The following is a 21,509-nucleotide window of genomic DNA, read 5'->3' on the forward strand; positions in this document are numbered from 1 at the left end:
TGCGCCACGTCGCCCGGCGGACGGATGCCCACCTATGGGTAGTGTGCTGGATCGGCGAGAACGCGAGGATGGACGCCCGGCGAACCGCTCGCCTCGAATCGAGCCGGACGCCGCGTCGCGAATGGCCCGAATGTGCTGTGGGAGAAGATGGCGACGAACCGGAGGTGCGACGCGAGGCGCGGGCCGTGGAATACGAAGCTCTCCGATGCCCCGTGGCACCGGAGAGCTTGTTCCGCCGGGTGCGCGCTAGGCCGCCCGGTGCGGCGCTTCGGGAATCGGTGCGGCCGCGCCCTTCTCGTCCTCGGTGAACCCGGGTCGCCCGGTGCCGATGAACGCCACCAGCCACGACACCACCGCCACGAGCCGGTTGCGGAAGCCGACCAGGTAGAACAGGTGCACCGCGAGCCACGCGGCCCAGGCGATGGTCCCAGTGAACTTGATCTTGTCGTTGACCTTGGTGACCGCGCTGAAGCGGCTGATCACCGCCATCGACCCCTTGTCCCAGTAGACGAACGGGGTGCCGGGCTGCTTCTTGCGGCGGATGATGTCGGCGACGTGGCGGCCCTCCTGCATCGCGGTCGGCGACTGTCCGGGGTAGCCGTTGAGCGAGGTCATATCGCCGATGGCATAGATATCGGCATGGCCGCCGACCGTGCAGTCCGGATTGATGAGCAGCCGCCCGGCGCGGTCGGTCTCGCAGCCGGTGGCCTCGGCCAGCAGCTGCGCGAAGCCGCCCGCCGCGACGCCCGCCGACCACACCACGGTCTCGGCGCCGATGCGGCGTTCCACGCCGTCCTTGGTCTTCACGGTCACCTTGCCCGACTCGATATCGGTCACGAAGGTGTCCAGCAACACCTCGACGCCGTTGCGCTGCAACGACTCTCGGGCATACTCCGACAGACTCCCGCCGAACGGCGGCAGCACCGCGCCCGCGCCCTCCACCAGCGAGACCGAAATCTCCTGGTGATAATGCCTTTTCGCGAGCTCCTCGAGCTGACCGGCGACCTCGACACCGGTCGGGCCCGCACCGACGACCACGAAGCTCAGCAGCCGCGCCCGCGAATCCGGGTCGGCGGTCTCCGCCTCGGCGAAGACCCGCTCGATCTGCCCGCGCAGTCGCTCGGCGTCGTCGATGGTCTTGAGCGAGAACGTCTTCCGGGCGAAATCGGCACGGCCGAAATACGACTGGTTGGCGCCGGTGGCGGCGATCAGTGAGCCGTAGCGGATCCGGCGCGTGCCCTCCGGCGTCTCGTAGGTGAGCTCCGCGGCATCGGCGTCGATATCGGTGACCTTGCCCAGGCGCACGTCGGCGTTCCGATGCCGGTGCAGGATTCCCGCGATCGGCGGGGCGATGTCTGTGGCGGGGAGCACACCCGTCGCTACCTGATACAGCAGGGGCTGGAACAGATGTTCCGGCGTGCTCGAGATGAGAACGTAGTTGACCCCCGACTTGTTCAGCTGCTTCGCGGCGGCGAGTCCGCCGAAGCCCGATCCGACGATGACTACCTCAGCGGTTTCGATCCCCGCATCCACGTTTTGCATGACAGCCTCCTTCTGTCATTAGTAAACGCGATCCGGAATGCAAACGTTCCAGCTGCCTGGGCGCATAATATTGATGAATCTTATCCCGATTGCTCATGAATGGAGATCTTGATGGAACTGCGGCAGCTCTCCTATTTCGTCGCGGTCTGCGAGGAGCTGAGCTTCAGTCGCGCCGCGCAGCGGTGCTTCATATCGCAATCCGCTATCAGTCATCAGATCGCCAGGCTCGAACATGATCTTGGTGTGCAGCTGTTCGAGCGCTCGACGCGATCGGTCGTCCCGACCGACGCAACGACTCGGCTACTTCCCCTTGCGAAGCAAATGCTAAGCCTCGAATCGGCCATTCGCGCAGCTGTGCGGGCCTCCGGGCCGCGAATTCGCCTGGCCGCGAACATGTCTTTCGCAACAAGATCACTGTCGGCCATCGCGGGTGCGCGCGAGGCGCATCCGGGCGCGGAGATCGAGTTCGTGATCAAGCCGTTCCGGCAGCGCATCGCCGCGGTGGCGGACGGCGATTGTGATCTTGCCCTCATTCGGGGCAGCGTCGATCAGCCCGGTCTGACGGTCGAGGAGCTGTGGGTGGAGGACCTCGTCATCGCCGTCTCGACGGCCCACCCGTTGGCGGGGCGGGAGAATGTGACGCTCGCCGAGTTGGGCAACTACCCGTTGCTGTTGCCCCCGGAACAGGAACAGGTGCTGCTGCACACCGTGGTCCGGCGCGCCTTCGCGGATCTGCCCACCCGCGCGACCTACGGGCCGCCCATTCCGCCGGACCACACCGCCACCATGGAACTGATCAACCGGCCCGACGCGTGGACCATCCTGTACGCCGACACTCCCGCCGACGGGATCGCGGCCCTGAACGTGCCGGGCCGCCCGCTGCGCATCCCGGTCTCCGCCGTGCTGCGCAGCGACGCCCGCACGTCCCCCATCCTGACGACCTTGCTTGCCGCCTTGCACAGCGCGTGAGCCGCCCTCCACCTTTCGTTGTCTCCGGCACACTCTTGGCCGGAATTCACTGTGTGTGAGTAGATTCCGGCCAAACTTCGGCCAGTGCTGGCGCGCGTCCTTCGACACCCGCGGATCGGTCAGCAGCGACCGCATCAGGGCGGCGTCGGTCACCGACCAGTGGGGTCCAGGACCAAGGAGTTGTGCTCCATCGTGGTCGCCTCATTACACGTGCAACGGTGGAGATTTCGGGAATCGGACCGGCAGGCCCGTCAGTGCACGATGGAAAGGTCCTGGACGCCAGGTCAATTCGGCGGCGTCCACGGCGAGCGACAGATCCGGCAGCGCGTCCAGCAGCTGGTCGATGGCATCCTGCGCGATCATGTACGCGACCGATGTATGCAGCGGCACTCGCGGCCCGTCGGTGTCGATCGGCGATCCGTGCGGGGCCGGGCAGGACTCGGGATGAACCGGGGGCCGGGTCAAGAATGGGAATCCAGACGCTGGAACAGGAATTCGACGAGCGTGATCAGCGACCGCAGACAGGGCCCGCGATCGCGCGCGTCCAAGGCGGTGAGCGGGGTGCTGGGCTCGAGGTCGAGCGCCTCGCGTATCTCGTGCAGCGGAAAGCGTTGCGAGCCCTCGAACTCGTTGACCGCCACCGAGTACGGCACGCCGCGTTCCTCGAGGATCGCCAGCACCTCGTCGGCCTTGTCGATGCGCCGGGTGTCGACGAGCACCAGCGCGCCGAGGGCGCCGCGGGCCAGCTCCTCCCACAGCGGGAGGAACCGGCGCTGCCCGGGAGTGCCGAAAAGATACAGCGCCAGTTGCGGATTCAGCGTGATGCGGCCGAAATCCATGGCGACCGTGGTGGTCACCTTGCCCGGGAGGCCCGCCATATCGTCGATGCCGACGCTGGCCTCGGTGATGGTTTCCTCGGTGCGCAGCGGCCGGATCTCCGACACACTGCTGACGAACGTGGTCTTGCCGACGCCGAAATTGCCCGCCACCAACAGCTTCACGGACCGGGTGACGGTCTCGGGCACATAGTCGACGGTGCGTTCGGTGAGGGCAGACGAGCGCTCAGACGGCGAGAGCGCGGAGCCCATTCAGTACCTCCTCGAGCAGGGCGAGTTGCGGAACCTGGTCCACCGGAGTCGGATTCACCAGCTGACCGCTGTCCAGCAGGTCGGACGCGACGATCTTGACCACCGAGGGCGGCAGATCGAGATAGGCGGCGATCTCGGCGATCGACAGGGCCCCGCGGCGGCTGCACACGCCCATCACCCGGCGCCCGTCCGGGCTCACGCCCGGGGCCGGATCCTGTGCTGCCACAACAAGGGTCACGAGATCGACCTCCCGGGTGGCGCGCGAACGCCCGCCCGTACGCACGTATGCCCGGACGAGATCGGGGTCGCGTCGATGTCTACTCATGCGCCACCTCGTCAGCGCTCGGCGGCGTCACGTGCAGGCGCCCAGCCGTGCCATGTGTTCGCTCGCTGCGCTCACTCATGGCGGCCGTTACCGCTGGCGCGGCAGGCTGCCGAGTTCGCGGCCGACGCGCAACGCCAGTTCGTTCATCCGGTGCGCGATCAGGCTGACGTCGACCTGCGTGGTCGTGGAGACGCCGATGAGCGCGCCCTCGCCGGCGGCGGTGATGAAGATCATGCCGTCGTCGTACTCGGTCATGTTCTGCCGCACCGTATTCGCTGCCCCGCAGAATTCGCCTAGCGCCTTGCCGAGCGATCGGAGTCCGGAGGACGCGGCGGCGAAGCGCTCGGCGTCGTCGACGCTGATCTCTCCGACCTGTGCGATGCGCAGCCCGTCGTCGGAGAGGAGGACGGCGAACCGTACGCCGGCGACATTGAGGTCCTCGAGCATCCAAGCCAGCTTGTTGCCGTCGGAGACGGCTATACCGGGTGTGCTCATCAGGATGTCATCCCTTCGGTGTTTTCGTTTGCGGCGGTGGTGCGGCCGCTCTGGGTTCCGCTGTGCCACGCGGCGGCAACGTCGGGTCGTGGCAGTGCGGTGTCGGTGTCCGGGCCTCCACGCGACACCGTGGACACCGCCACGGTGCGACGGCGGCGTCGGGGTAATCCGCCCGGGGTGAGTTCGTGGACGGTCGACATGGAGTCGGATTCGCCGGTGTCGTCGTCGGATTCGGCCGGATCGGCGGCGTGCGCGCCCCCGGAGGTCAGCGGCCGCGTGCTCTCCGCCGGTGCGGCGTGCGCCCCGGCGGCGCCGCGGGCGTTGTCCGCCCACGCGGCGTGGGCGCCCTCGACGGCGTCGGCCCGCGATCCGGGGCGTGCGGGTGTCGTCGGTGCGGCGTATACGGATTCCGTCGTCTCGGCGCGCGCGGAACCCGCCGCGCCACCCTGTGTCGTCCCCGTCATTGCGGCGTGTGTTGCCCCCGTCGTTCCGGCCTGTCCCGGCCCGGTCGTTCCGGTCTGCGATGTGCCCGTCGTCCCGGCGTGCTGCAGGCCGGAGTCCACCGGCTCGCCGCCGAAGGCGCGATGGGTCGACGCCGTGGTGGCCTCCGATTCGGCGACCGCGGAAATCACCGTGGGAGCGGCCATCTGCGGCGTGCGCTCCCGCGGCGACAGCAGCTGCTCCGGGACGTACACCATCGCCCGCATGCCGCCGTAGGCGTTGGGGCCGTCGATGTAGACGGTGAAGCCGTAGCGGCGGGCCAGCGAGGCGATGCCCGGGAAGCCCACGCGCGGCGCCGGTCCGAGCTGGTGGATGTCGACGACCCGCTCGCCGGCGAGCACCTGGCGGGCCTCCTCCATCTGCTCGGAGTTCATCCGCACGCCGGCGTCGTCGACGATCACGGTGACGCCGTGGTGACCCTCCTGGAAGGACACGTCGACGAACGAGGTGGGCGGCGAATACCGCAGCGCGTTGTCGAGCAGCGTGGCCAGCGTGTGGACCAGCGGCTCCACCGCGCGGCTGATGACGGTGCGGTCGAGCTGATGCGGTCGCACGCGGGTGAAGTCGCGCACGCGTCCGACGGAGCCACCGACAACATCGGTCAGCGACTGCTGCGGCCAGCGCCGCCCGGGGAGACCGCCACAGACGATCACATAGGACTGCGCCTGGCGGATCATCTGCTGGACACTGTGGTCGATGCGGGTGAGCGTCTCGTAGACCTCGTCGCCGCGGTGCTCGCGCAGCGCGGTGCTCACCACCTGGCTGACGTCGGTGCCCAGGCTGACCACCGAGGTTCCGAACGCGCGCACCGCCGCGCTGGTCGCCTCGCGCGAGGCGTTCTCGGTTTCGGCGCGCACGGCCGCCTCGGCGCGGGCGATCGCCTGCTGCGCCTCGTACTCGGCCTCCCGGCGGATGCGCTCGCGGGTCTCGGCCTGCACCAGGCGCAGATCACCGGCGTAGCGCTCGGCGACCGCGCGTAGCGCCTGCGAGAAGCGCGAATGCCCACCGGCCACCGGAATGTCCACCGTGACGTCGGATCTGCGCACCGAATCGGCCACGAAAGGCATTGTGCTGGCAGTGAAGTGCTCTAGCTCGTCCTCGGTGCCGTGCAGCGCCTGTTCGGCTGCCTCGGCACGGGACCGTTGGTGGAGCGCGTAGTACGCCGCATACACGGCCGCCGCGACGGCCAATATGAGAACTGCGGCGAGGATCCACGAAATCGTCACGGCGGTAGATTGATTCATCAGGTTCCCTCGTCGCCGGCTGCCCGGCCGCCTTGTCCTTCCTCAACTCGCCGACCACCAGACACCAGGGTCGGATGACGCTTGCGTCGGCGCCGGAGCAGCGCCGGGTTGTCAGAACCACCCGGCGGACCTCGAAGTTGCTTCCCGGACAGGCGATTTCAGTACGAACCTTGCCCGCCCGGCGGGGGCCTACCGGCCCCAGCACCCGACGACGGCAAACATTATCAGCAATTTTGAGTGGCAGCGACCGAATCGTTATCAACATTGCGATCCGTGGTTGGCGATGCGAAGGTTGCAAATGTCTTGCCGGGTAGCCGATCACGGCATTCTCGCAGCACTCGCCCGGGAGGGGGGTCGAATCGAGGGGCAACTGGAGATTCGCTGGTTCGCACATCGGATGGTCGCTCCGGATACCGGAACTCATCAATTCCGGTGGCAGACCGACCGGTCTCTCTGAATTTCCCGCGCCCGCGGGCGTTAGCCGCTTACTCGCTGAGCGCCTGCGCGACGGCGCGGTGCAACCGCAGCAACTCGGGCTCCTCATCCTCCACGGCCCAGACGATCTCCTCGAGCGCGCGCAGGTATGCCCAGCCACGGGAACGGTCCGCGTCCACCTCCAGCGCCCGCGCGGTGCGGTCGACGGCCCGGCGGGCATGCGCGGCCGTGGGGTCGCACTGGGTTTGGATCATGATCAGGAAGCCCGCGTCGAAGGCCGCCTCGCCCAGGTAGGGCTTGGGATCGATGAGCAGCCACGGCTCTCGTTCGGCGGCGATGACGTTGCCCAGGTGGGTGTCGCGATTGACGATCAGCAACGGGCCGTCGGGGGCGGCGAGCCTGCGGCACCAGGAGACGGCCTGCCGCAGCAGCTCGCCCGGGATCTCCTGGGCGACTTCGGGTTCCGGATCCGTGAACATCTGGGTCCAGTCGGCCACCATGGTGGCGGCCTCGGGCAGCGCGGGAAATCCGGGCGGCGCCGCGGTCGGCTCGCGCCGCAACCGTCGATACAGGCGGCACGCCGACTCGATCTTGTCCGCGTGCTCGGGCCGCCCCTCCAGGCTCGGAAAGCCGGGCTGGCGCAGCAGCGGTGTGCCGGGTCGCGCCCACTCCAGCAGCATGGCCCCGGTGCCGGGGTCGAAGCGGTGCAGCCGCACGGCGCCGTCGCCGTCGTAGCAGAACAGCCCGGTGGGCTCGCCGACGTTCTCCTCGTCGACCACCGGCGCCTTCAGCACCGCGACCGATCCGTCGGCGCGCCGCACCGGGGCCACGAACGAATGCGTGCCGCCGGTGAGCGAGTCGCCGATCAGCTCCAGTTCCCAGGCGCCGCAGAGCTTCTCCACCACCGTGGGCAGCGCGGCCAGCCAGTCCTCGCCCCGGTCCTGGAAGACGGTGCGAATGGTCTGCTCTACCTCCGGGGGCAGCGTGATCGACATTCGAACAGCCTTGCGGCCTGTGGTGGGAACCGCAAGCCAATTGGCGTCGCGCGCCGATCGGGCAGCGGGTCTACGCCCCCGGACCTACGGCGAACTGGCCCCGCTGCTGTCGGACCTTCCCACCCAGCGGGTTTCGGCCCGCCCGGAGCGTCCGAAGGGCGCGGTCCCCACCTGGGTGCTGATCATGTGGACGCCCTGGGTATTCGTCAACCTGCTGTGCATCCTGATCTGGCTCGCCACCGGCATGGGCTACTTCTGGCCGTTCTGGGTCGAGGTCCCCTGGGGCCTGGCCCTGTGCATCCCCACCGCCATCGGCGTCCTCACCAACCGGCGCTAGTTTCCGGTCAAAAGCATGCCGGAAAGGAAGCGCACACATGCCGCGAAGCTTCACTCTCCCGAGCGCGCCGCTGAAACCCCTCGCAAAAGCCGAAACTCGCCAAACCCGAGGCTGCGCAACGCAACCCCGGATTTGGCGAGTCGAAGGTAACTCTGGTCGGGTACGGGCTATCCCAGCCCCGCGATCTCCGCAGGTCCGCGGCGCAGCACGCGCTCGACGGCTCGCAAGAATCGCGGGAAGGCGGGGAGCCTAGCCCTTGTGGGTCTTGACCGCTTCGGTCAGCTGCGGGGCGACGTTGAACAGGTCGCCGACGATGCCGTAGTCGGAGATCTCGAAGATCGGCGCCTCTTCGTCCTTGTTGACGGCGACGATGGTCTTCGAGGTCTGCATGCCCGCACGGTGCTGGATGGCGCCCGAGATGCCCAGGGCGACGTACAGCTGCGGGGAGACCGTCTTACCGGTCTGGCCGACCTGGAACTGGCCCGGGTAGTAGCCGGAGTCGACGGCGGCACGCGAGGCGCCGACCGCGGCACCGAGCGCGTCGGCGAGCGGCTCGACCACCTTGTGGAAGTTGTCCTCGCTGCCCACGCCGCGGCCACCGGACACCACGATGGTGGCCTCGGTGAGTTCCGGCCGGTCGCCGCCGGCCACGGGCTCGCGGGAGGTCACCTTGGTGACGCCCTCTTCCTGCGCGGGCACCTCCACGGTCACCTTCTCGCCCGCGGCGGCCTGCGGGGCCGCCTCGACGGCGCCCGGGCGCACCGAGATCACCGGCACGTCGCCGGTGGCCTTGTAATCGACGGTGAACGCGCCACCGAAGATGGAGCCGGTCACCGAGCCGTCGCCGTTGACGCCGATGACGTCGACCAGCAGGCCGGAGCCGATGCGGGCGGCCAGGCGACCCGACACCTCCTTGCCCTCGGCGGAGGCGGCCACGAGAATCGCGGCGGGGGAGGCGGATTCGGCCAGACCGGCCAGCACGTCCACCTTCGGGGTCACCAGGAAGCCGTCGACATCGTCGGACTCGGCGACGTAGATCTTCTCGGCGCCCGCGGCGGACAGCGCGTCGGCCAGCTTGTCACCGGTGCCCGCCGGGCCGAGCACGACCGCGGCCGGGGTGCCCAGCGCGCGGGCGGCGGTGAGGAGTTCGGTGGTGACCTTCTTGGTCGCACCCTCGGCGTGCTCCACGAGCACAAGTACTTCTGCCATTGCTCTTTCTCCTGAAGTTCGTTGGGCTCGGTGGGCTTCAGATGATCTTCTGACCGACGAGGTAGGTGGCGATCTGCTGGCCGCCCTCGCCCTCGTCGACGATCTTCTCGCCCGCCGTGCGCGGCGGCTTCGGGGTGACGCCTGTGACCGCGGAACCCGCGTTGCCCACGCCGACCGTCGACGGGTCGATGCCCAGGTCGGCGAGGGTGAAGGTCTGCACTTCCTTCTTCTTCGCGGCCATGATGCCCTTGAAGGAGGGGAAGCGCGGCTCGTTGATCTTCTCGGTGACCGAGACGATGGCCGGGAGCGCGGCCTCCAGCTTGAACACGCCCTCGTCGGTCTCGCGCTCGCCGGAGATCTTCTCGCCGTCGACGGCCAGCTTGCGCAGGTGCGTCAGCTGCGGGATGCCCAGGTACTCGGCGATGATGGCCGGGACCGCGCCCGCGCGGCCGTCGGTGGACTCGTTACCGGCGATGACCAGCTCGACACCCTCGATCTGGCCCAGCGCACCGGCCAGGACCCACGCGGTCTGCACGGCGTCGGAGCCGTGGATGGCGTCGTCCTTGACGTGGATGGCCTTGTCGGCCCCCATGGACAGCGCCTTGCGGATGGCCTCGGTCGCGCGTTCCGGCCCCATGGCCAGGACGGTGACCTCGCCGCCCTGCGCTTCCTTGATCAGCAGGGCCTCCTCGACGGCGCGTTCGTTGATCTCGTCCAGGATCGCGTCGGCGGCCTCGCGGTCGAGCGTGTAGTCACCATCGGTCAGCTTGCGCTCGGACCAGGTGTCGGGAACCTGCTTGATCAGTACGACGATGTTCGGCATTGGTCTTCGTCGACCTCCTGTTCTGGATGGCACGTGAGGATGGGGTCGCACGATCGGGTGGCCGTACGTCCACGAAATAGCTCAGCTCGGGACATTACCCTACGTTAAGTTACTCGTGGGTAACTTGGGGTGTGATGTTCTGCATCACCACTCCGAGCGCGGGTGTGATAGGGGCAACCGCTAACGTCGGGTGAATGAGTGAGGCCGTTTTCTCCCCCGTCGCGGGGGAGTCCAGCGCGGTGGACCCGCTGCCCCTGACCGGCGAGCGGACGGTGCCGGGCATCGCGGAGGAGAACTACTGGTTCCGCCGCCACGAGATCGTCTACGCCCGGCTGCTGCGGCGCTGTGCGGGCAAGGCCGTGCTGGAGGCCGGATCGGGAGAAGGCTACGGCGCCAACATGATCGCGGGGGTGGCGGCCACGGTGGTCGGGCTGGACTACGACGCGAGCGCGGTCGAGCACGTGCGTGCCGCGTATCCGCGCGTGGAGATGGTGCAGGGCAACCTGGCCGCCCTGCCGTTCGACGACGCGTCGGTCGATGTCGTGGTGAACTTCCAGGTCATCGAGCATCTCTGGGATCAGGCGCAGTTCCTGCGCGAATGCCTGCGGGTGCTGCGGCCGGGCGGGGAACTGCTGATCAGCACGCCGAACCGGATCACGTTCTCGCCGGGGCGCGACACCCCGCTGAACCCCTTCCACACGCGCGAGCTGAACGGTGCGGAACTCTCGGAACTGTTGGTGGAGGCCGGTTTCCGGGTCGATCTGATGGCGGGTGTGCATCACGGCCCCGCGCTCGCCGCGCTGGACGCCAAGTGGGGTGGATCGCTGATCGACGCCCAGATCGAGCGCGCGCTGGCCGGTGAGCCGTGGCCGGAGGACCTGGCCGCCGACGTCGCCGCGGTCCGCACCGAGGATTTCGTGCTGTGGAGCGGTGCGACGAGTGGTGCGTGGGACCCGGACATCGACGCGAGCCTCGACCTGGTCGCCATCGCGGTGAAGCCTTGAGTACAGGAGAAGGTCCCGGCCAAAAGCACGCCGGGAATGGAAAAAATGGGGCGCCCAGGGCCGGGAATGAAAGTGGCGCGTCCGGGACCGGGAACGCAGGTGGGGCGTCCGGGGTTGGGAACGCAGGTGGGGCGTCCGGGGTTGGGAACGCAGGTGGGGCGTCTGGGGTCGGGAACGCAGGTGGAGCGTCCGGGGTCGGGAACGCAGGTGGAGCGTCTGGGGTCGGGAACGCAGGTGGAGCGTCCAGGGTCGGGAACGCAGGTGAGGTATCTGGGGTCGGGAACTCAGGTGGGGCATCTGGAGGTGTACCTGGGCAGTTCGCCCTGGTGTTGCACTCTCATTTGCCCTGGCTGGCGCATCATGGGCGGTGGCCGGTGGGGGAGGAGTGGCTGTATCAATCGTGGGCCGCCTCTTATATTCCCGTCGCTAAGGTGCTGAGAACCCTTGCCACGGAAGGGCGTTCGCATCTGCTGAGTTTCGGTATCACGCCGGTGCTGGCCGCCCAGCTCGATGATCCGCACTGCCTGTCGGGCATGCATCACTGGCTGGGCAACTGGCGACTGCGCGCCGACGAGGCCGCGATGGCGGGCAATATCGCGCTCGGGCGGCACGAGCACCGGCTCGCCACGGCCGCCCTGGCCGATTTCGAGCGGCACTGGCGGCACGGCGGGTCGCCGGTGTGGCGGGAGCTGATCGATGCCGAGGCGATCGAGTTGCTCGGCGGTCCGCTGGCGCATCCGTTCCAGCCGCTGCTGGATCCGCGACTGCGCGGGTTCGAACTCGGCGAGGGGCTCGCCGACGCGCGGCACCGGTGGGGACATACGCCGTCGGGGATCTGGGCGCCGGAATGCGGCTTCACGCCAGGGATGGAGACCGGCTACGCGGCGGCGGGTGTGACGCATTTCATGGTCGACGGACCGGCCCTGCGCGGCGACACCACGCTCGGGCGGCCGGTGTGGGATTCCGATGTCGTCGCCTTCGGGCGGGATCTGCAGGTGAGCTACCGGGTGTGGTCGCCCAAGTCCGGCTATCCCGGCCAAGGCGCCTACCGCGACTTCCACCACTACGACCACGACACCGGGCTCAAACCGGCCCGGGTCACCGGCAAGCACGTCGCCGGACCGGACAAGGCGCCCTACGACCCCGACCTGGCCGCCACGGCCGTGCGCCGCGATGTCGAGGACTTCGTGGAGACGGTGCGGCGCAGGCTGATCGACGAGTCCGCACGGATCGGGCGGCCCGCACTGGTGGTCGCGGCCTTCGATACGGAACTGTTCGGGCACTGGTGGCACGAGGGACCGCAGTGGCTCGAGCAGGTGCTGCGCGCGCTGCCCGAGGCCGGGATCACCGTCGGTACGCTCGCCGACGCCCGCGCGAACGGATTCGTCGGGGAACCGGTGCGGCTGGCGGACTCCTCGTGGGGGTCGGGCAAGGACTGGCGGGTGTGGGCCGGGGACCAGGTGCGGGACCTGGTGGATCTCAATGCCGACATCGTCCGGCTCGCCCTCGACACGTTGGACAAGATGGGGGCGCACAGCGACGGGCTGCGCGACCCGGTGGCCGACCAATTGCTGCGCGAGGCGGTGTTGACCGTGTCCAGCGACTGGGCGTTCATGGTCAGCAAGGACTCCGCCGCGGGGTACGCCCGCGACCGCGCGCATCAGCACGCGCACGCAGTCCGGGAGATTTCCGGGGCCGTCAGCGCGGGCCAACTCGCCAAAGCCCGGCAGTTGGCGGCAGGATGGTACGCGGCCGACGGGCTGTTTCCGGCGCTGGACGCACGCCGCGCAGTGACAGAAGGACGTCCATGAAGATTCTGATGGTGTCGTGGGAGTACCCACCGGTGGTGGTCGGCGGGCTGGGTCGGCACGTACACCACCTGGCCACCGAGCTGGCCGCTGCCGGGCACGAGGTCGTAGTGCTGGCGCGCCGCCCGATGGGGACCGACTCCTCGACCCATCCGACCTACAACTTCATCGAGGACCGGGTCCTCGTGGTCGCCGTGGCCGAGGATCCGCCGTGTTTCGACTTCGGCGAGGACATGCTCGCCTGGACCCTGGCGATGGGGCACGCGATGGTGCGCGCGGGCATCGCGCTGAGCAAGCCGGGCATCGCCGACGGCTGGACCCCGGACGTGGTGCACGCCCACGACTGGCTGGTCGCGCATCCGGCGATCGCGCTGGCCGAACACTACGACGTGCCGCTGGTGTCGACCATCCACGCCACGGAGGCCGGGCGGCACAGCGGCTGGGTTTCGGGGCGGGTCAACAAGCAGGTGCATTCGGTGGAGTGGTGGCTGGCGCGCGAGTCCGACGCGCTGATCACCTGTTCCACCTCGATGCAGGACGAGGTGGAGCGGCTCTACGGTCCCGAACTGGTGCCGGTGACCGTGATCCGCAACGGAATCGACGTGGGCGCGTGGGCCTTTCGCGAACGCGCCCCGCGTCCGGGCCCGCCGCGGCTGCTGTATGTCGGGCGGCTCGAATACGAGAAGGGCGTGCAGGACGCGATCGCCGCGCTGCCGCGCATCCGCCGGGCCCATCCGGGGACGACGCTGACCGTCGCCGGTGTGGGCACACAATTCGAATGGCTGCGCGAGCGCGCCCGGACCCATCGGGTGATGCGGGCCGTGAATTTCACCGGGCGCCTGGACCATGCGGAACTGCTGGGCTGGCTGCACGGCGCCGACGCGATCGTGCTGCCCAGCCGCTACGAGCCGTTCGGCATCGTCGCCCTCGAGGCCGCCGCGGCCGGAACGCCGCTGGTGACCTCCACCGCGGGCGGTCTGGGTGAGCTGGTCATCGACGGCATCACCGGCGCCTCGTTCGAACCGGCCGATGTGAACGGCCTCGTCGACGCGGTGTGCGCGGTCCTCGACGATCGGCCCGCCGCCCAGCAGCGCGCCCGGGCCGCCCGCGAATATCTGACCGCCGATTTCGCGTGGGACGTCGTCGCCGCCGAAACCATCCAGGTCTACCAGGCCGCTAAGCGCCGCGTCCGCAACCCGCTCGGCCGCCCGGTCGTCGTGGAACGCCCCCTCCCCGAACGAGACCCGAACAACCCCCTCTGAAACCGTCTCGGCCGCACCGGCTCTCACCTCACGGTCGTTCGCCCCGCGGCGGTTCGAGGTCGGGAATCGCACCGATGTCGGTGCGGTACCGCATTCCCGGGAACGATATCCGGCGCACACCGTCATAGGCTTTGGCGCGCGCGTCTGCCGGATGAGGTCCCGAACCGACGACATGGAGCACACGGCCACCGCGCGTGACGGGCCGACCCGTGATGTCGCGGCTCAGATTGGCATAAAAGGCGGCGGTTCCGGGTGAATCGAGTTGGTCGAGACCACGTACCGGTCGAGGGTCCGCGACCTCGGCGATCGGCCAGCCGGGCTCGCCACCGGCATCGTCCGGATGTCCTTGCACCACGGCCACCGAACAACGGGACAATCCGTCGGCGGCGAGTCGCTGACCCTCGAGCCCGCCCGCCAGGACCGCCAGGCAGAGCGCTGTGAAATTCGTCCGGATGCCGGGAAGGACGACCTGTGCCTCCGAATCGCCGAAGCGGGTGTTGATCTCCAGCACCTTCGGGCCGGATTCGGTCAACATGACTCCCACATAGAGGAATCCGGTGTATGGCAGCCGTTCTGCCCGGAGTCCCGCGACGATGGGATCGAGGACGGTCGCACGGATGCGCCTGCGGTTTTCGGCGTGGTCGTGGGGATGAGGGGCCGTCGATCCCATTCCGTCGCAATTCGGTCCGGCGTCACCGTCCCGAAGGCGCTTGTAGTCGAAGGCGGACGGAAACATGAGGTATGTCGAGCCGTCCACCAGGGCGAACACCGAGATCTCGATTCCGTTCAGCCGACGCTCGACGACGATCGGGAACATATCCCGTCGTGCGAATTCGTCGATGGCCCGTACCGCGTCCTCGGTAGTGCGGCACACTACGGAACCGTCTCCGTTTCTGGTGAGCCCGTCAGCCTTCACGACGCAGGGGAAGGTCACAGTCCGCACATGATGTCGCGCGTCGCGCGGGGAGGTGAACGATCGATACTCCGCGGTCGGCACTCCGTGGTCGGCGCAGAACGCCTTACCGCGAATCTTGCTCGCCTCCAACCGGCTAGCCGCGGCACCCGGGCCGATAACGCGATATCCCGCGTCGGCCAGTCGATCCACGTACCCGCGTGTCAGCGCGTCGATATGGGAGACGAAGACGAAATCGACGGGGTGGTCCCGCAGGAAGGCGAGCACGGTGGCGCAATCGGTCAAGGATATCTCCGGAACGACCCGGATCCGGCGGTGGTCGAGCAGCGGGCAACCCGGGCCGTAGTAGACGTGCACTCGTGGATCGGTACGCACGAACAGATCGCACAGCGCATGGCCACGACCGGTCCCGTCGATGACCAGAACGTCGGTCCGCCGCCGGTCGCTATCCGGCCTCGGGTCCGCACCGACGCGGGCGTGCCCCTGTTCGTGATCGCCGACGACTATGGGCATGGCTCGGTTTCGTGCCGGGGCGCCTGCTGCGCGATCATCCGCTGGACAGTGGGCATCACCTCGGCGACAGGCGCGTGCTGCCACAGTGCGCGGATCGCGTCGACTGCCGGATTGTCGAGTTCTCCGGTGATGACGGCCTCGAGGGCGAGTCGGATGAACGCCGTGAGCCGGTCGGTGGACCACGGCGCGATATGTCCGCCGGGGCCACAGAGGACGTCCACGAGATCTGGTGCGGCGGTGTGGATCAGCGACGTGGTGTCGACCGGGGCGGTGGGCCGGTTCGGCCGGTAGGGATGGTCGTGATGACAGCCCGGGTCGACAGTGTCGTCGGCGATGAGCTGGGCGATGCGGGGGGCGAGCAGGATGCCGGAGCGGTAGGTGGCTGTCGCGAACAGAATGCGAGGATCGGCAGCGGGTCCCACGACCGGGAGCCGGTCCAGGGTGTAGGGGCGGTAGCCGAGTCTCACCTCGACCAGCTGCGCGTCCTCCAGCCGGGAGTCGAATTCCGTGGTGGAGTCGTAGATCAGCGAGGCCAGCTCGTCGAGCGTGGCATCGGTGATCTGCGCGGTTGTCGGCTGGAAGCGATTGGTACCGCCCACATAGGTCAAACCGTGGGTGAGCGGCAGCATATGTGTGCCGCACGAGAAGTCCCGGTTCGGTGTCCGGATCGTCTGTGCCGGAGGATGTGCTGTCCGCACCACCAAACCGGTGCCGCGGCCGGTGAGAATCGTGGGAGCCGGTACGCGCAACGAGCTTCGGGCCAGCAGCTCCGGTATCCCGGTGCCGGCGGCCAGCACGACGCGGTCCGCGACGACCCGAGTTCCGTCGCACACAACCGTCGGGTGTCCGGAGTCATCGCCGCTCAACTCCGCGGCCCAGTCGTGCTCCCACTCGGCGGCGGGGTGATCGTCGATGGCCTGGCCCAGAACGGTCATGAGCACGCCCACATCCAGTGACTGCTCGGTAGGCAGAAATACGGCCCCCGCGGGCTTGGTGCGCCGATGCAGCCCGGGGACTGTCGGCGCGATGTGATGTTCCGCGGGATGTCCGTACTGCCGGGCCGTGGTCGTGATCGACGTGAGCACGGAATGTTCGTCCGCCGTGCCGACGACCCAGGTCCCCGGCGTCGGCACGGGCGGTCGGTGACCGGCCTCGGCCAGTTGACCGAGCAACTCGGGCCAGAGTGCGTGGGCCTCGACCCGTTCGCCGGTTTCCAGGGCGATCCGATCGGGGCTGTGTCCCGCCTCGATCTCGGAGAACACCGACAGCATGGCCCCGGCCGCTACCGTGGCCTGCCCCTTGCCACACAGTCCGCGCGGGCCGATGACGGTGACCGACCATCCGCGCCGGAGGAGTTCCCACGCGGTGGCCAGTCCGATGATTCCGGTACCGATGACGGCTATTCGGCCGGTTGTGTTTTCGGACATCAATATGTGCCTCTCGGTGTTCGACAGATTTTCAGAGCGAGAGGCGCATCACAAGTCGATCCTCACCCGGGCCGAAATAGTCCGCACGGTTGGCTTCGGCGGTGAATCCGAGGTTCGAATACAACCGTTTGGCATCGCGGTTGTCGTGTTCCACGGTCAGCTTGATCTCGCTGACCCGTAAGGCGATGGAATCCCGGATGACGGCCTCCATGAGCGTGCGGCCGATCCCCCGTCTGCGACAGTCCGGGGCGACCGCGAGCGTGATCAGCCAGGCACTGCGGGCGTCCCAGGTCGGGGCGACGAAAGCGTAGCCGACGGGCCGACCGCGCAGGTCGGCGACGAAAACCAGCGGGTCGGCGATGTCGAGCAGTTGCCGGAAGGTGAAGGCATCCCGGGCCTCGGCGCCGAAGATCTCCCGGCTGAGCGAGGTCAAGGCGTCGAGGTCGTTCGACGTGGCCTGACGAACCTCGACCTGCGTCGGTGATCCGGCACGTTCATGAGTTCTTGGCATTCGACAGGATCCTTTGAAATTGATGGACCATGTTCTGCACGTCTTGCTGGGAAACCGTATAGAAATTCAGGATCGGTTCGCCGCTGGCATTGCTGCGTGTCTCGTAGGCGCATGATTCGTCCCAGATCACGATGTCCGTCTTCAATTGTGGTGGCAGCTGTTTGCCGTCCACGAGCAGAATGTTCAGCCCGGCATCGCGCTGGACACCGGCCAGCCGCTCGAGTTCGTCGGTCAGCGTGGTGTAGATGAACACGCGGGTGATGCTGACTCCGCGGCGCAGGGCGTCTTGCTGCAGGGTCCAGTATGTCTGACTTTTCGGAGACGTCCACCAGCTCAGATCGATATCCTGAACACTGGTGGCCCACAAGGTTTTCCGGCAGTTCCGTGTCAAACTGTAGGTCATGGAGAGGTCTCCGTAGGGCATGGTGAAATGCCCGCGCTCCAGGTCTGCCAGCGCAGCGAGGCAGCTTTGAAAGCTGTTGCGGAAGGCTTCGGCCGCCGGTGTGGCGCCGAACTGCCGCTCGACGCGCGTGGCCGATTCCAGAATGCTGTCCAGCACGTCCGGAAGCCACGAGATGCTGTCGATGGCGTCCAGAGTGCGCTGGCGGCGAGCGTCGGCCACCATATGCCTGCGCTCCATCGTGATCGTCTGGATCTGCAGGGTCAGCGCCGCGCATAACAGGCCCGCGAAGACTCCGAACGCGCTCTTGGTGTCGGGGCGCACGTAGAAGATCACGGCGACCGTGACCGAGATCAGCGCGCCGACGACGAGCACCGGGTCCAGTGCCCGCAAAGATCGGGTGCGAATCCTCGCTACCATTGTATTCCCCAGCTCGCCAAGGTCTTTGGCCCTTCCGGAAATACGATAATCTTCCGGCCGCCGACCGTATCGGCAAACGATGAAACCTGACCGATGATGGACTGGGCTGGCCGGGAACGGGCGTGGGGCGCGCCGGGCAGGTGCGGGTGTGCGGCACGCAAACTGGGCTAACCCGGCGTAGCGAGGCGGTGAACGCCGGGTGTGATCGTCGTCTCGTTCACCGGACTGGCATCGGCAGGACACTCGGCGGTAGCCCCGAGGCCGATTCCGCCTGGCTTCATCGGGACATGACAACAATGTCCGTGTTGACAGCGCCCGGCCGCACGACGGACACAGGGGTGGAGCGGCCGCGGTATTCGCTGGTCGTGTCCTCCGACCCGGAGCACCGCCGCGCGGCGCAGCGGCTGCGCTACCAGGTGTTCGCGTCCGAGCCCGGATTCACCATTCCCGACAGCGCCGACGGACTGGACGTCGACCGCTTCGACGAGCACTGCGACCACCTGCTCGTGCGGGATGAGCTGACCGATCAGTTCGTCGGCTGCTACCGGATGCTGCCACCGGACAAGGTGGCCGCGGCGGGCGGGTACTACACCGCCACCGAATTCGATTTGACCGCAATGGATCCCGAGGGCCAGCGGATCGTGGAGATGGGCCGGGCCTGCGTGGCGCCCGACCACCGCAACGGCTCCACCCTGACGCTGATGTGGGCGGGCATCCTGCACTACATCCAGCTCACCGGCTACGACTGGGTGATGGGCTGCGTCTCGGTGCCGATGCGGGACGGTCCGGCCGACCCGGTCGGCGTCAACGTGCGTGGCGTGCGAGATCTGTTGCTGGCCAAGCACAGTGGCGATCCGGCCCGGCGGGTACGGCCCTACAACCCGGTGGTCGTCGACGGCCGCGCCCTCGACGAACTGGAAGCCCCCGCGCGGCCGAAACTTCCGCCGCTGCTGCGCGGGTACCTGCGCCTGGGCGCGGAGATCTGCGGCGAGCCCGCGCACGACCCGGACTTCGGCGTCGCGGACTTCGTCGCGCTGCTCGGCCTGGAGACCATCAACCGGCGCTACCTTGATCGGTTGCGGAGCGCCGCGAATACCTTCGACGGACGGTGATCACCATGCCCGCCTTGGTAGCACCCGGTTCCTCCGCACTGTCGTGCCCACCGGCCGCGCCGGTCCACGACTGGATGCCGTCGAGCCCGTGCGGGCCCAGTTGCGTCGACGTATCCGCCGCGGCCGGGACCGCGCGCGCGACCGCGCGGGTGCTGGGTGTGGTCGCGCTGCTCGCCAGCTTCCCGGTGGTCAACCTGGCCACCCCGCGCGGGCGGCGCACCCGCCTGCACCGGCGCTACGCCCGCGCCGCATTGCGTTGCTGCGGAATACGTTTGCGGATCATCGACGAGCGAGAGCCTGCGCGACCGGATACGGACGGCGCGCCGCCGCGCGCAGCCGGTGCGGGGCTGCTCGTGGTGGCGGGTCACGTGGGCTGGACCGATGTGCTCGCACTGGCGGCCGTGCAGCCCATGGGTTTCGTCGCCCGCGGTGACTTGATCGAGTGGCCGGTGCTGGGCGCCCTCGCCCGGTCGATGCGGGTGATCCCGATCGATCGTGAACGGCTCCGGCAACTGCCCGAGGTGGTCGCCACGATGTCGGCGCGGCTGGCCGCGGGGGAGCGGGTCGGCCTGTTCCCCGAGGGCACCACCTGGTGCGGCCGAGCGCACGGCCGGTTGCGTCCGGCCCTGTTCCAGGCCGCCGTCGACACCGCGACGCCGGTGCAGCCGATCCGGGTGCGCTACCTCGACCGCGACGGCGGGTTGTCGACGGTGCCGGGCTTCGTCGGACTGGACACCTTCGCCGACTCCGCCCGTCGCGTGCTGCGCTCGAAGGGGGTTGTCGCCGAGGTGGTGCTGCTGCCCGTCGAACGTCCCGGTCCCGACCGTCACGACTTGGCGCGCCGCTGCGAGCGGGCGATCCGGGGCGCGGAGGTCGTGGATATCGACGCGCACGCCACCGCGGTCGGCACGGGTCCGACCCGTGCCATCGTGCCGGACTCGATCCTCGAGCCCGCGGACAGGCCGGAGCCGGCATCGTTGTAACGGAACCGTGCGATTTGCCAATAGATAGCGAGACAGCTCGGCGGAACCGGCCGCGGGCGGCGTCGGCATCGCTAGTATGGCAATGCTTTTCGTGAACTACTGGCCTGGACAAGGGAGTACGACGAATGAAACGCACGTTCCTGGGCGCGGCCACCGCCGCCTTCCTCGGCGCGGGTCTGGCCGTTGCCGCACCCGCCACCGCCGACAACGGCGAGCCGTGCCAACTCGGCTGGTCCAATGTCGGACCGCGGACGTGCGTCAAGACCGACTTCAACCTCAGCCCGGTCTTCACCCTCGGCAACGGCGTGTGCGCGGGCATGATGTCGGCGGGCGGCACCGCCTTCGACGGCCCGCTCTACCAGTACTCCGAGGCGCCCGGGGCCGCGCATTCGGTCGTCTTGCGCATCACGCAGGGCTTCTCGCCGGTGGGCGAGTGGGGTCCGCAACTGCTGGCCTGCGACGTGACCGCGATCGTCGACTGGCGCAACCTCGACACCGGGCAGGCGGGCAGCGTGAGCCGCTTCGTCCCGGCGGGCCAACGCCTGTCCCCGGCCATCGTCCTCGCCGAAACCGGCCCGGGCCGAGTCCAGCTGACCCTACGAACGGACAAGGCCAACATCCCGGCCTCGATCGAAGTCACCGTGCCGTAGGCCGCCCCAATCGAGTTCGAGTTCGACGTTGACCGCGTTCGGGCGGTATTTCGCGCGTCCGCGCGCCGTCGGCCCGCACTTGCCCCAGGAATGTGTCGGAGAACATCATCACGTGGCGGCCGTCCGGTAGCCGCCGCACATAGGTGCTGTCGCCGCCGGTCCAGCCGCCGTCGTCGGAGTGGGCGTACTTGGACGGTGCGGAGCCCACCCCGGACACGGTGCAATCAGAATTGCATACCGTCATAGAGTGAAAAATATACTGCACCGAGTCTGGGGTTGCCGCCGCCTACCAGGGGAGTGGTCCGGTGGCGCCCACCCACATCCCCGCGTACTGGAGCGTTCTCCGGCGCACCCGTCGCGGTCTATGACGCTGCTGGCCAACTCGATGTGTGCGGCGCTGGTCGCCGATCACACCGGATGGCGCGGGTACGAGCGCAACCGCGTACGGGGTAGTGGGCCAACCCGGGCCGGGGAATACCGGACGGGCTCCGGCGGGTTGGGGATCGTGGGTGAGTTCGTGGAAAAGTCGGAGAGGGCGGAGTG

The 21,509-nt window shown here is 68.4% G+C and carries 21 protein-coding genes and 1 pseudogene; 8 read left to right on the top strand and 14 right to left on the bottom strand.

Features of this window, described 5'->3' with window-relative positions; genetic code table 11:
• Positions 1–246: 246 nt before the first annotated feature.
• Positions 247–1,542: an NAD(P)/FAD-dependent oxidoreductase gene (locus tag ACYVLQ_RS16555; RefSeq protein ID WP_460698371.1), complete on the bottom strand. Its 1,296-nt coding sequence runs from the start codon at positions 1,540–1,542 to the stop codon at positions 247–249.
• Between the two features lie 111 nt (positions 1,543–1,653).
• Between ACYVLQ_RS16555 and ACYVLQ_RS16560 the strand changes: the two genes are divergently transcribed.
• A complete protein-coding gene (locus ACYVLQ_RS16560) occupies positions 1,654–2,511 on the top strand; it encodes a LysR family transcriptional regulator (protein WP_460698372.1) in 858 nt (285 codons plus the stop codon).
• Between the two features lie 204 nt (positions 2,512–2,715).
• On the opposite strand, the pseudogene ACYVLQ_RS16565 reads toward ACYVLQ_RS16560, so the two are convergent.
• From ACYVLQ_RS16565 to ACYVLQ_RS16590, 6 genes and pseudogenes are all read right to left on the bottom strand, one after another.
• A pseudogene (locus ACYVLQ_RS16565) lies at positions 2,716–2,889 on the bottom strand (cytochrome P450); the annotation flags it as partial.
• Positions 2,890–2,972: 83 nt separating this feature from the next.
• Positions 2,973–3,599: a GTP-binding protein gene (locus ACYVLQ_RS16570; RefSeq protein ID WP_460698373.1), complete on the bottom strand. Its 627-nt coding sequence runs from the start codon at positions 3,597–3,599 to the stop codon at positions 2,973–2,975.
• Positions 3,574–3,924: a DUF742 domain-containing protein gene (locus ACYVLQ_RS16575; RefSeq protein WP_460698374.1), complete on the bottom strand. Its 351-nt coding sequence runs from the start codon at positions 3,922–3,924 to the stop codon at positions 3,574–3,576. Before ACYVLQ_RS16575 ends, ACYVLQ_RS16570 begins: the two co-directional genes overlap by 26 nt.
• Before the next feature lie 87 nt (positions 3,925–4,011).
• Entirely contained in the window at positions 4,012–4,419 is a 408-nt protein-coding gene (locus ACYVLQ_RS16580; protein ID WP_068014083.1) for a roadblock/LC7 domain-containing protein, read from the bottom strand.
• Positions 4,419–6,146, bottom strand: a complete 1,728-nt coding sequence (locus tag ACYVLQ_RS16585) for an ATP-binding protein (RefSeq protein WP_460698375.1) — start codon at positions 6,144–6,146, stop codon at positions 4,419–4,421. The genes ACYVLQ_RS16580 and ACYVLQ_RS16585 overlap by 1 nt, the downstream gene beginning before the upstream one ends.
• 503 nt (positions 6,147–6,649) lie before the next feature.
• Positions 6,650–7,594: an aminoglycoside phosphotransferase family protein gene (locus tag ACYVLQ_RS16590; RefSeq protein WP_460698376.1), complete on the bottom strand. Its 945-nt coding sequence runs from the start codon at positions 7,592–7,594 to the stop codon at positions 6,650–6,652.
• Between the two features lie 19 nt (positions 7,595–7,613).
• Between ACYVLQ_RS16590 and ACYVLQ_RS16595 the strand changes: the two genes are divergently transcribed.
• Positions 7,614–7,931: a hypothetical protein gene (locus tag ACYVLQ_RS16595; RefSeq protein WP_460698377.1), complete on the top strand. Its 318-nt coding sequence runs from the start codon at positions 7,614–7,616 to the stop codon at positions 7,929–7,931.
• Positions 7,932–8,180: 249 nt separating this feature from the next.
• Here ACYVLQ_RS16595 and ACYVLQ_RS16600 read toward each other — a convergent pair whose 3' ends face one another.
• Both ACYVLQ_RS16600 and ACYVLQ_RS16605 read right to left on the bottom strand, forming a co-directional pair.
• Positions 8,181–9,140, bottom strand: a complete 960-nt coding sequence (locus ACYVLQ_RS16600) for an electron transfer flavoprotein subunit alpha/FixB family protein (protein WP_460698378.1) — start codon at positions 9,138–9,140, stop codon at positions 8,181–8,183.
• 37 nt (positions 9,141–9,177) lie between these two features.
• Positions 9,178–9,963 (bottom strand): electron transfer flavoprotein subunit beta/FixA family protein, encoded by a 786-nt coding sequence (locus ACYVLQ_RS16605; RefSeq protein ID WP_460698379.1) that lies wholly within the window; start codon positions 9,961–9,963, stop codon positions 9,178–9,180.
• Positions 9,964–10,157: 194 nt separating this feature from the next.
• Between ACYVLQ_RS16605 and ACYVLQ_RS16610 the strand changes: the two genes are divergently transcribed.
• The 3 genes from ACYVLQ_RS16610 (at position 10,158) to ACYVLQ_RS16620 (ending at position 14,037) form a co-directional block, all read left to right on the top strand.
• Positions 10,158–10,967: a class I SAM-dependent methyltransferase gene (locus ACYVLQ_RS16610; protein ID WP_460698380.1), complete on the top strand. Its 810-nt coding sequence runs from the start codon at positions 10,158–10,160 to the stop codon at positions 10,965–10,967.
• Between the two features lie 326 nt (positions 10,968–11,293).
• Complete coding sequence (locus tag ACYVLQ_RS16615; protein WP_460698381.1) at positions 11,294–12,778, top strand: 1,4-alpha-glucan branching protein domain-containing protein; 1,485 nt, start codon at positions 11,294–11,296, stop codon at positions 12,776–12,778.
• Complete coding sequence (locus ACYVLQ_RS16620) at positions 12,775–14,037, top strand: glycosyltransferase family 4 protein (RefSeq protein ID WP_460698382.1); 1,263 nt, start codon at positions 12,775–12,777, stop codon at positions 14,035–14,037. Before ACYVLQ_RS16615 ends, ACYVLQ_RS16620 begins: the two co-directional genes overlap by 4 nt.
• A gap of 28 nt (positions 14,038–14,065) precedes the next feature.
• Here ACYVLQ_RS16620 and purD read toward each other — a convergent pair whose 3' ends face one another.
• From purD to ACYVLQ_RS16640, 4 genes are read right to left on the bottom strand one after another with little or no spacing between them, the layout of a single operon-like run.
• On the bottom strand, positions 14,066–15,463 hold the full coding sequence (purD, locus tag ACYVLQ_RS16625; protein ID WP_460698383.1) for a phosphoribosylamine--glycine ligase: 1,398 nt from the start codon (positions 15,461–15,463) through the stop codon (positions 14,066–14,068).
• Positions 15,454–16,890 carry an NAD(P)/FAD-dependent oxidoreductase gene (locus ACYVLQ_RS16630; protein ID WP_460698384.1) on the bottom strand — a complete coding sequence of 479 codons (1,437 nt, stop codon included), beginning with the start codon at positions 16,888–16,890 and terminating at the stop codon, positions 15,454–15,456. The genes purD and ACYVLQ_RS16630 overlap by 10 nt, the downstream gene beginning before the upstream one ends.
• Positions 16,891–16,921: 31 nt before the next feature.
• Complete coding sequence (locus ACYVLQ_RS16635; RefSeq protein ID WP_460698385.1) at positions 16,922–17,401, bottom strand: GNAT family N-acetyltransferase; 480 nt, start codon at positions 17,399–17,401, stop codon at positions 16,922–16,924.
• A complete protein-coding gene (locus tag ACYVLQ_RS16640) occupies positions 17,385–18,194 on the bottom strand; it encodes a hypothetical protein (protein WP_460698386.1) in 810 nt (269 codons plus the stop codon). The genes ACYVLQ_RS16635 and ACYVLQ_RS16640 overlap by 17 nt, the downstream gene beginning before the upstream one ends.
• Positions 18,195–18,508: 314 nt before the next feature.
• Between ACYVLQ_RS16640 and ACYVLQ_RS16645 the strand changes: the two genes are divergently transcribed.
• The 3 genes from ACYVLQ_RS16645 (at position 18,509) to ACYVLQ_RS16655 (ending at position 20,966) form a co-directional block, all read left to right on the top strand.
• Positions 18,509–19,333, top strand: coding sequence for a GNAT family N-acetyltransferase (locus ACYVLQ_RS16645; RefSeq protein ID WP_460698387.1), 825 nt, complete (start codon positions 18,509–18,511; stop codon positions 19,331–19,333).
• Between the two features lie 5 nt (positions 19,334–19,338).
• Positions 19,339–20,316: a lysophospholipid acyltransferase family protein gene (locus ACYVLQ_RS16650; protein ID WP_460698388.1), complete on the top strand. Its 978-nt coding sequence runs from the start codon at positions 19,339–19,341 to the stop codon at positions 20,314–20,316.
• 125 nt (positions 20,317–20,441) lie between these two features.
• Entirely contained in the window at positions 20,442–20,966 is a 525-nt protein-coding gene (locus ACYVLQ_RS16655) for a hypothetical protein (RefSeq protein WP_460698389.1), read from the top strand.
• Here the strand turns inward: ACYVLQ_RS16655 and ACYVLQ_RS16660 are convergent.
• Positions 20,953–21,174 (bottom strand): hypothetical protein, encoded by a 222-nt coding sequence (locus tag ACYVLQ_RS16660; RefSeq protein ID WP_460698390.1) that lies wholly within the window; start codon positions 21,172–21,174, stop codon positions 20,953–20,955. The genes ACYVLQ_RS16655 and ACYVLQ_RS16660 overlap by 14 nt on opposite strands.
• Positions 21,175–21,509: the final 335 nt, after the last annotated feature.

The organism is Nocardia thraciensis, from assembly GCF_054782435.1.

Coding starts and splice junctions, on each gene's coding strand:
- purD (WP_460698383.1), bottom strand. CDS start 15,463: ATGCCCATAGTCGTCGGCGATCACGAACAGGGGCACGCCCGCGTCGGT.
- ACYVLQ_RS16610 (WP_460698380.1), top strand. CDS start 10,158: ATGAGTGAGGCCGTTTTCTCCCCCGTCGCGGGGGAGTCCAGCGCGGTG.
- ACYVLQ_RS16655 (WP_460698389.1), top strand. CDS start 20,442: ATGAAACGCACGTTCCTGGGCGCGGCCACCGCCGCCTTCCTCGGCGCG.
- ACYVLQ_RS16580 (WP_068014083.1), bottom strand. CDS start 4,419: ATGAGCACACCCGGTATAGCCGTCTCCGACGGCAACAAGCTGGCTTGG.
- ACYVLQ_RS16600 (WP_460698378.1), bottom strand. CDS start 9,140: ATGGCAGAAGTACTTGTGCTCGTGGAGCACGCCGAGGGTGCGACCAAG.
- ACYVLQ_RS16575 (WP_460698374.1), bottom strand. CDS start 3,924: ATGAGTAGACATCGACGCGACCCCGATCTCGTCCGGGCATACGTGCGT.
- ACYVLQ_RS16555 (WP_460698371.1), bottom strand. CDS start 1,542: ATGCAAAACGTGGATGCGGGGATCGAAACCGCTGAGGTAGTCATCGTC.
- ACYVLQ_RS16590 (WP_460698376.1), bottom strand. CDS start 7,594: ATGTCGATCACGCTGCCCCCGGAGGTAGAGCAGACCATTCGCACCGTC.
- ACYVLQ_RS16650 (WP_460698388.1), top strand. CDS start 19,339: ATGCCCGCCTTGGTAGCACCCGGTTCCTCCGCACTGTCGTGCCCACCG.
- ACYVLQ_RS16560 (WP_460698372.1), top strand. CDS start 1,654: ATGGAACTGCGGCAGCTCTCCTATTTCGTCGCGGTCTGCGAGGAGCTG.
- ACYVLQ_RS16605 (WP_460698379.1), bottom strand. CDS start 9,963: ATGCCGAACATCGTCGTACTGATCAAGCAGGTTCCCGACACCTGGTCC.
- ACYVLQ_RS16635 (WP_460698385.1), bottom strand. CDS start 17,401: ATGCCAAGAACTCATGAACGTGCCGGATCACCGACGCAGGTCGAGGTT.
- ACYVLQ_RS16630 (WP_460698384.1), bottom strand. CDS start 16,890: ATGTCCGAAAACACAACCGGCCGAATAGCCGTCATCGGTACCGGAATC.
- ACYVLQ_RS16645 (WP_460698387.1), top strand. CDS start 18,509: ATGACAACAATGTCCGTGTTGACAGCGCCCGGCCGCACGACGGACACA.
- ACYVLQ_RS16570 (WP_460698373.1), bottom strand. CDS start 3,599: ATGGGCTCCGCGCTCTCGCCGTCTGAGCGCTCGTCTGCCCTCACCGAA.
- ACYVLQ_RS16620 (WP_460698382.1), top strand. CDS start 12,775: ATGAAGATTCTGATGGTGTCGTGGGAGTACCCACCGGTGGTGGTCGGC.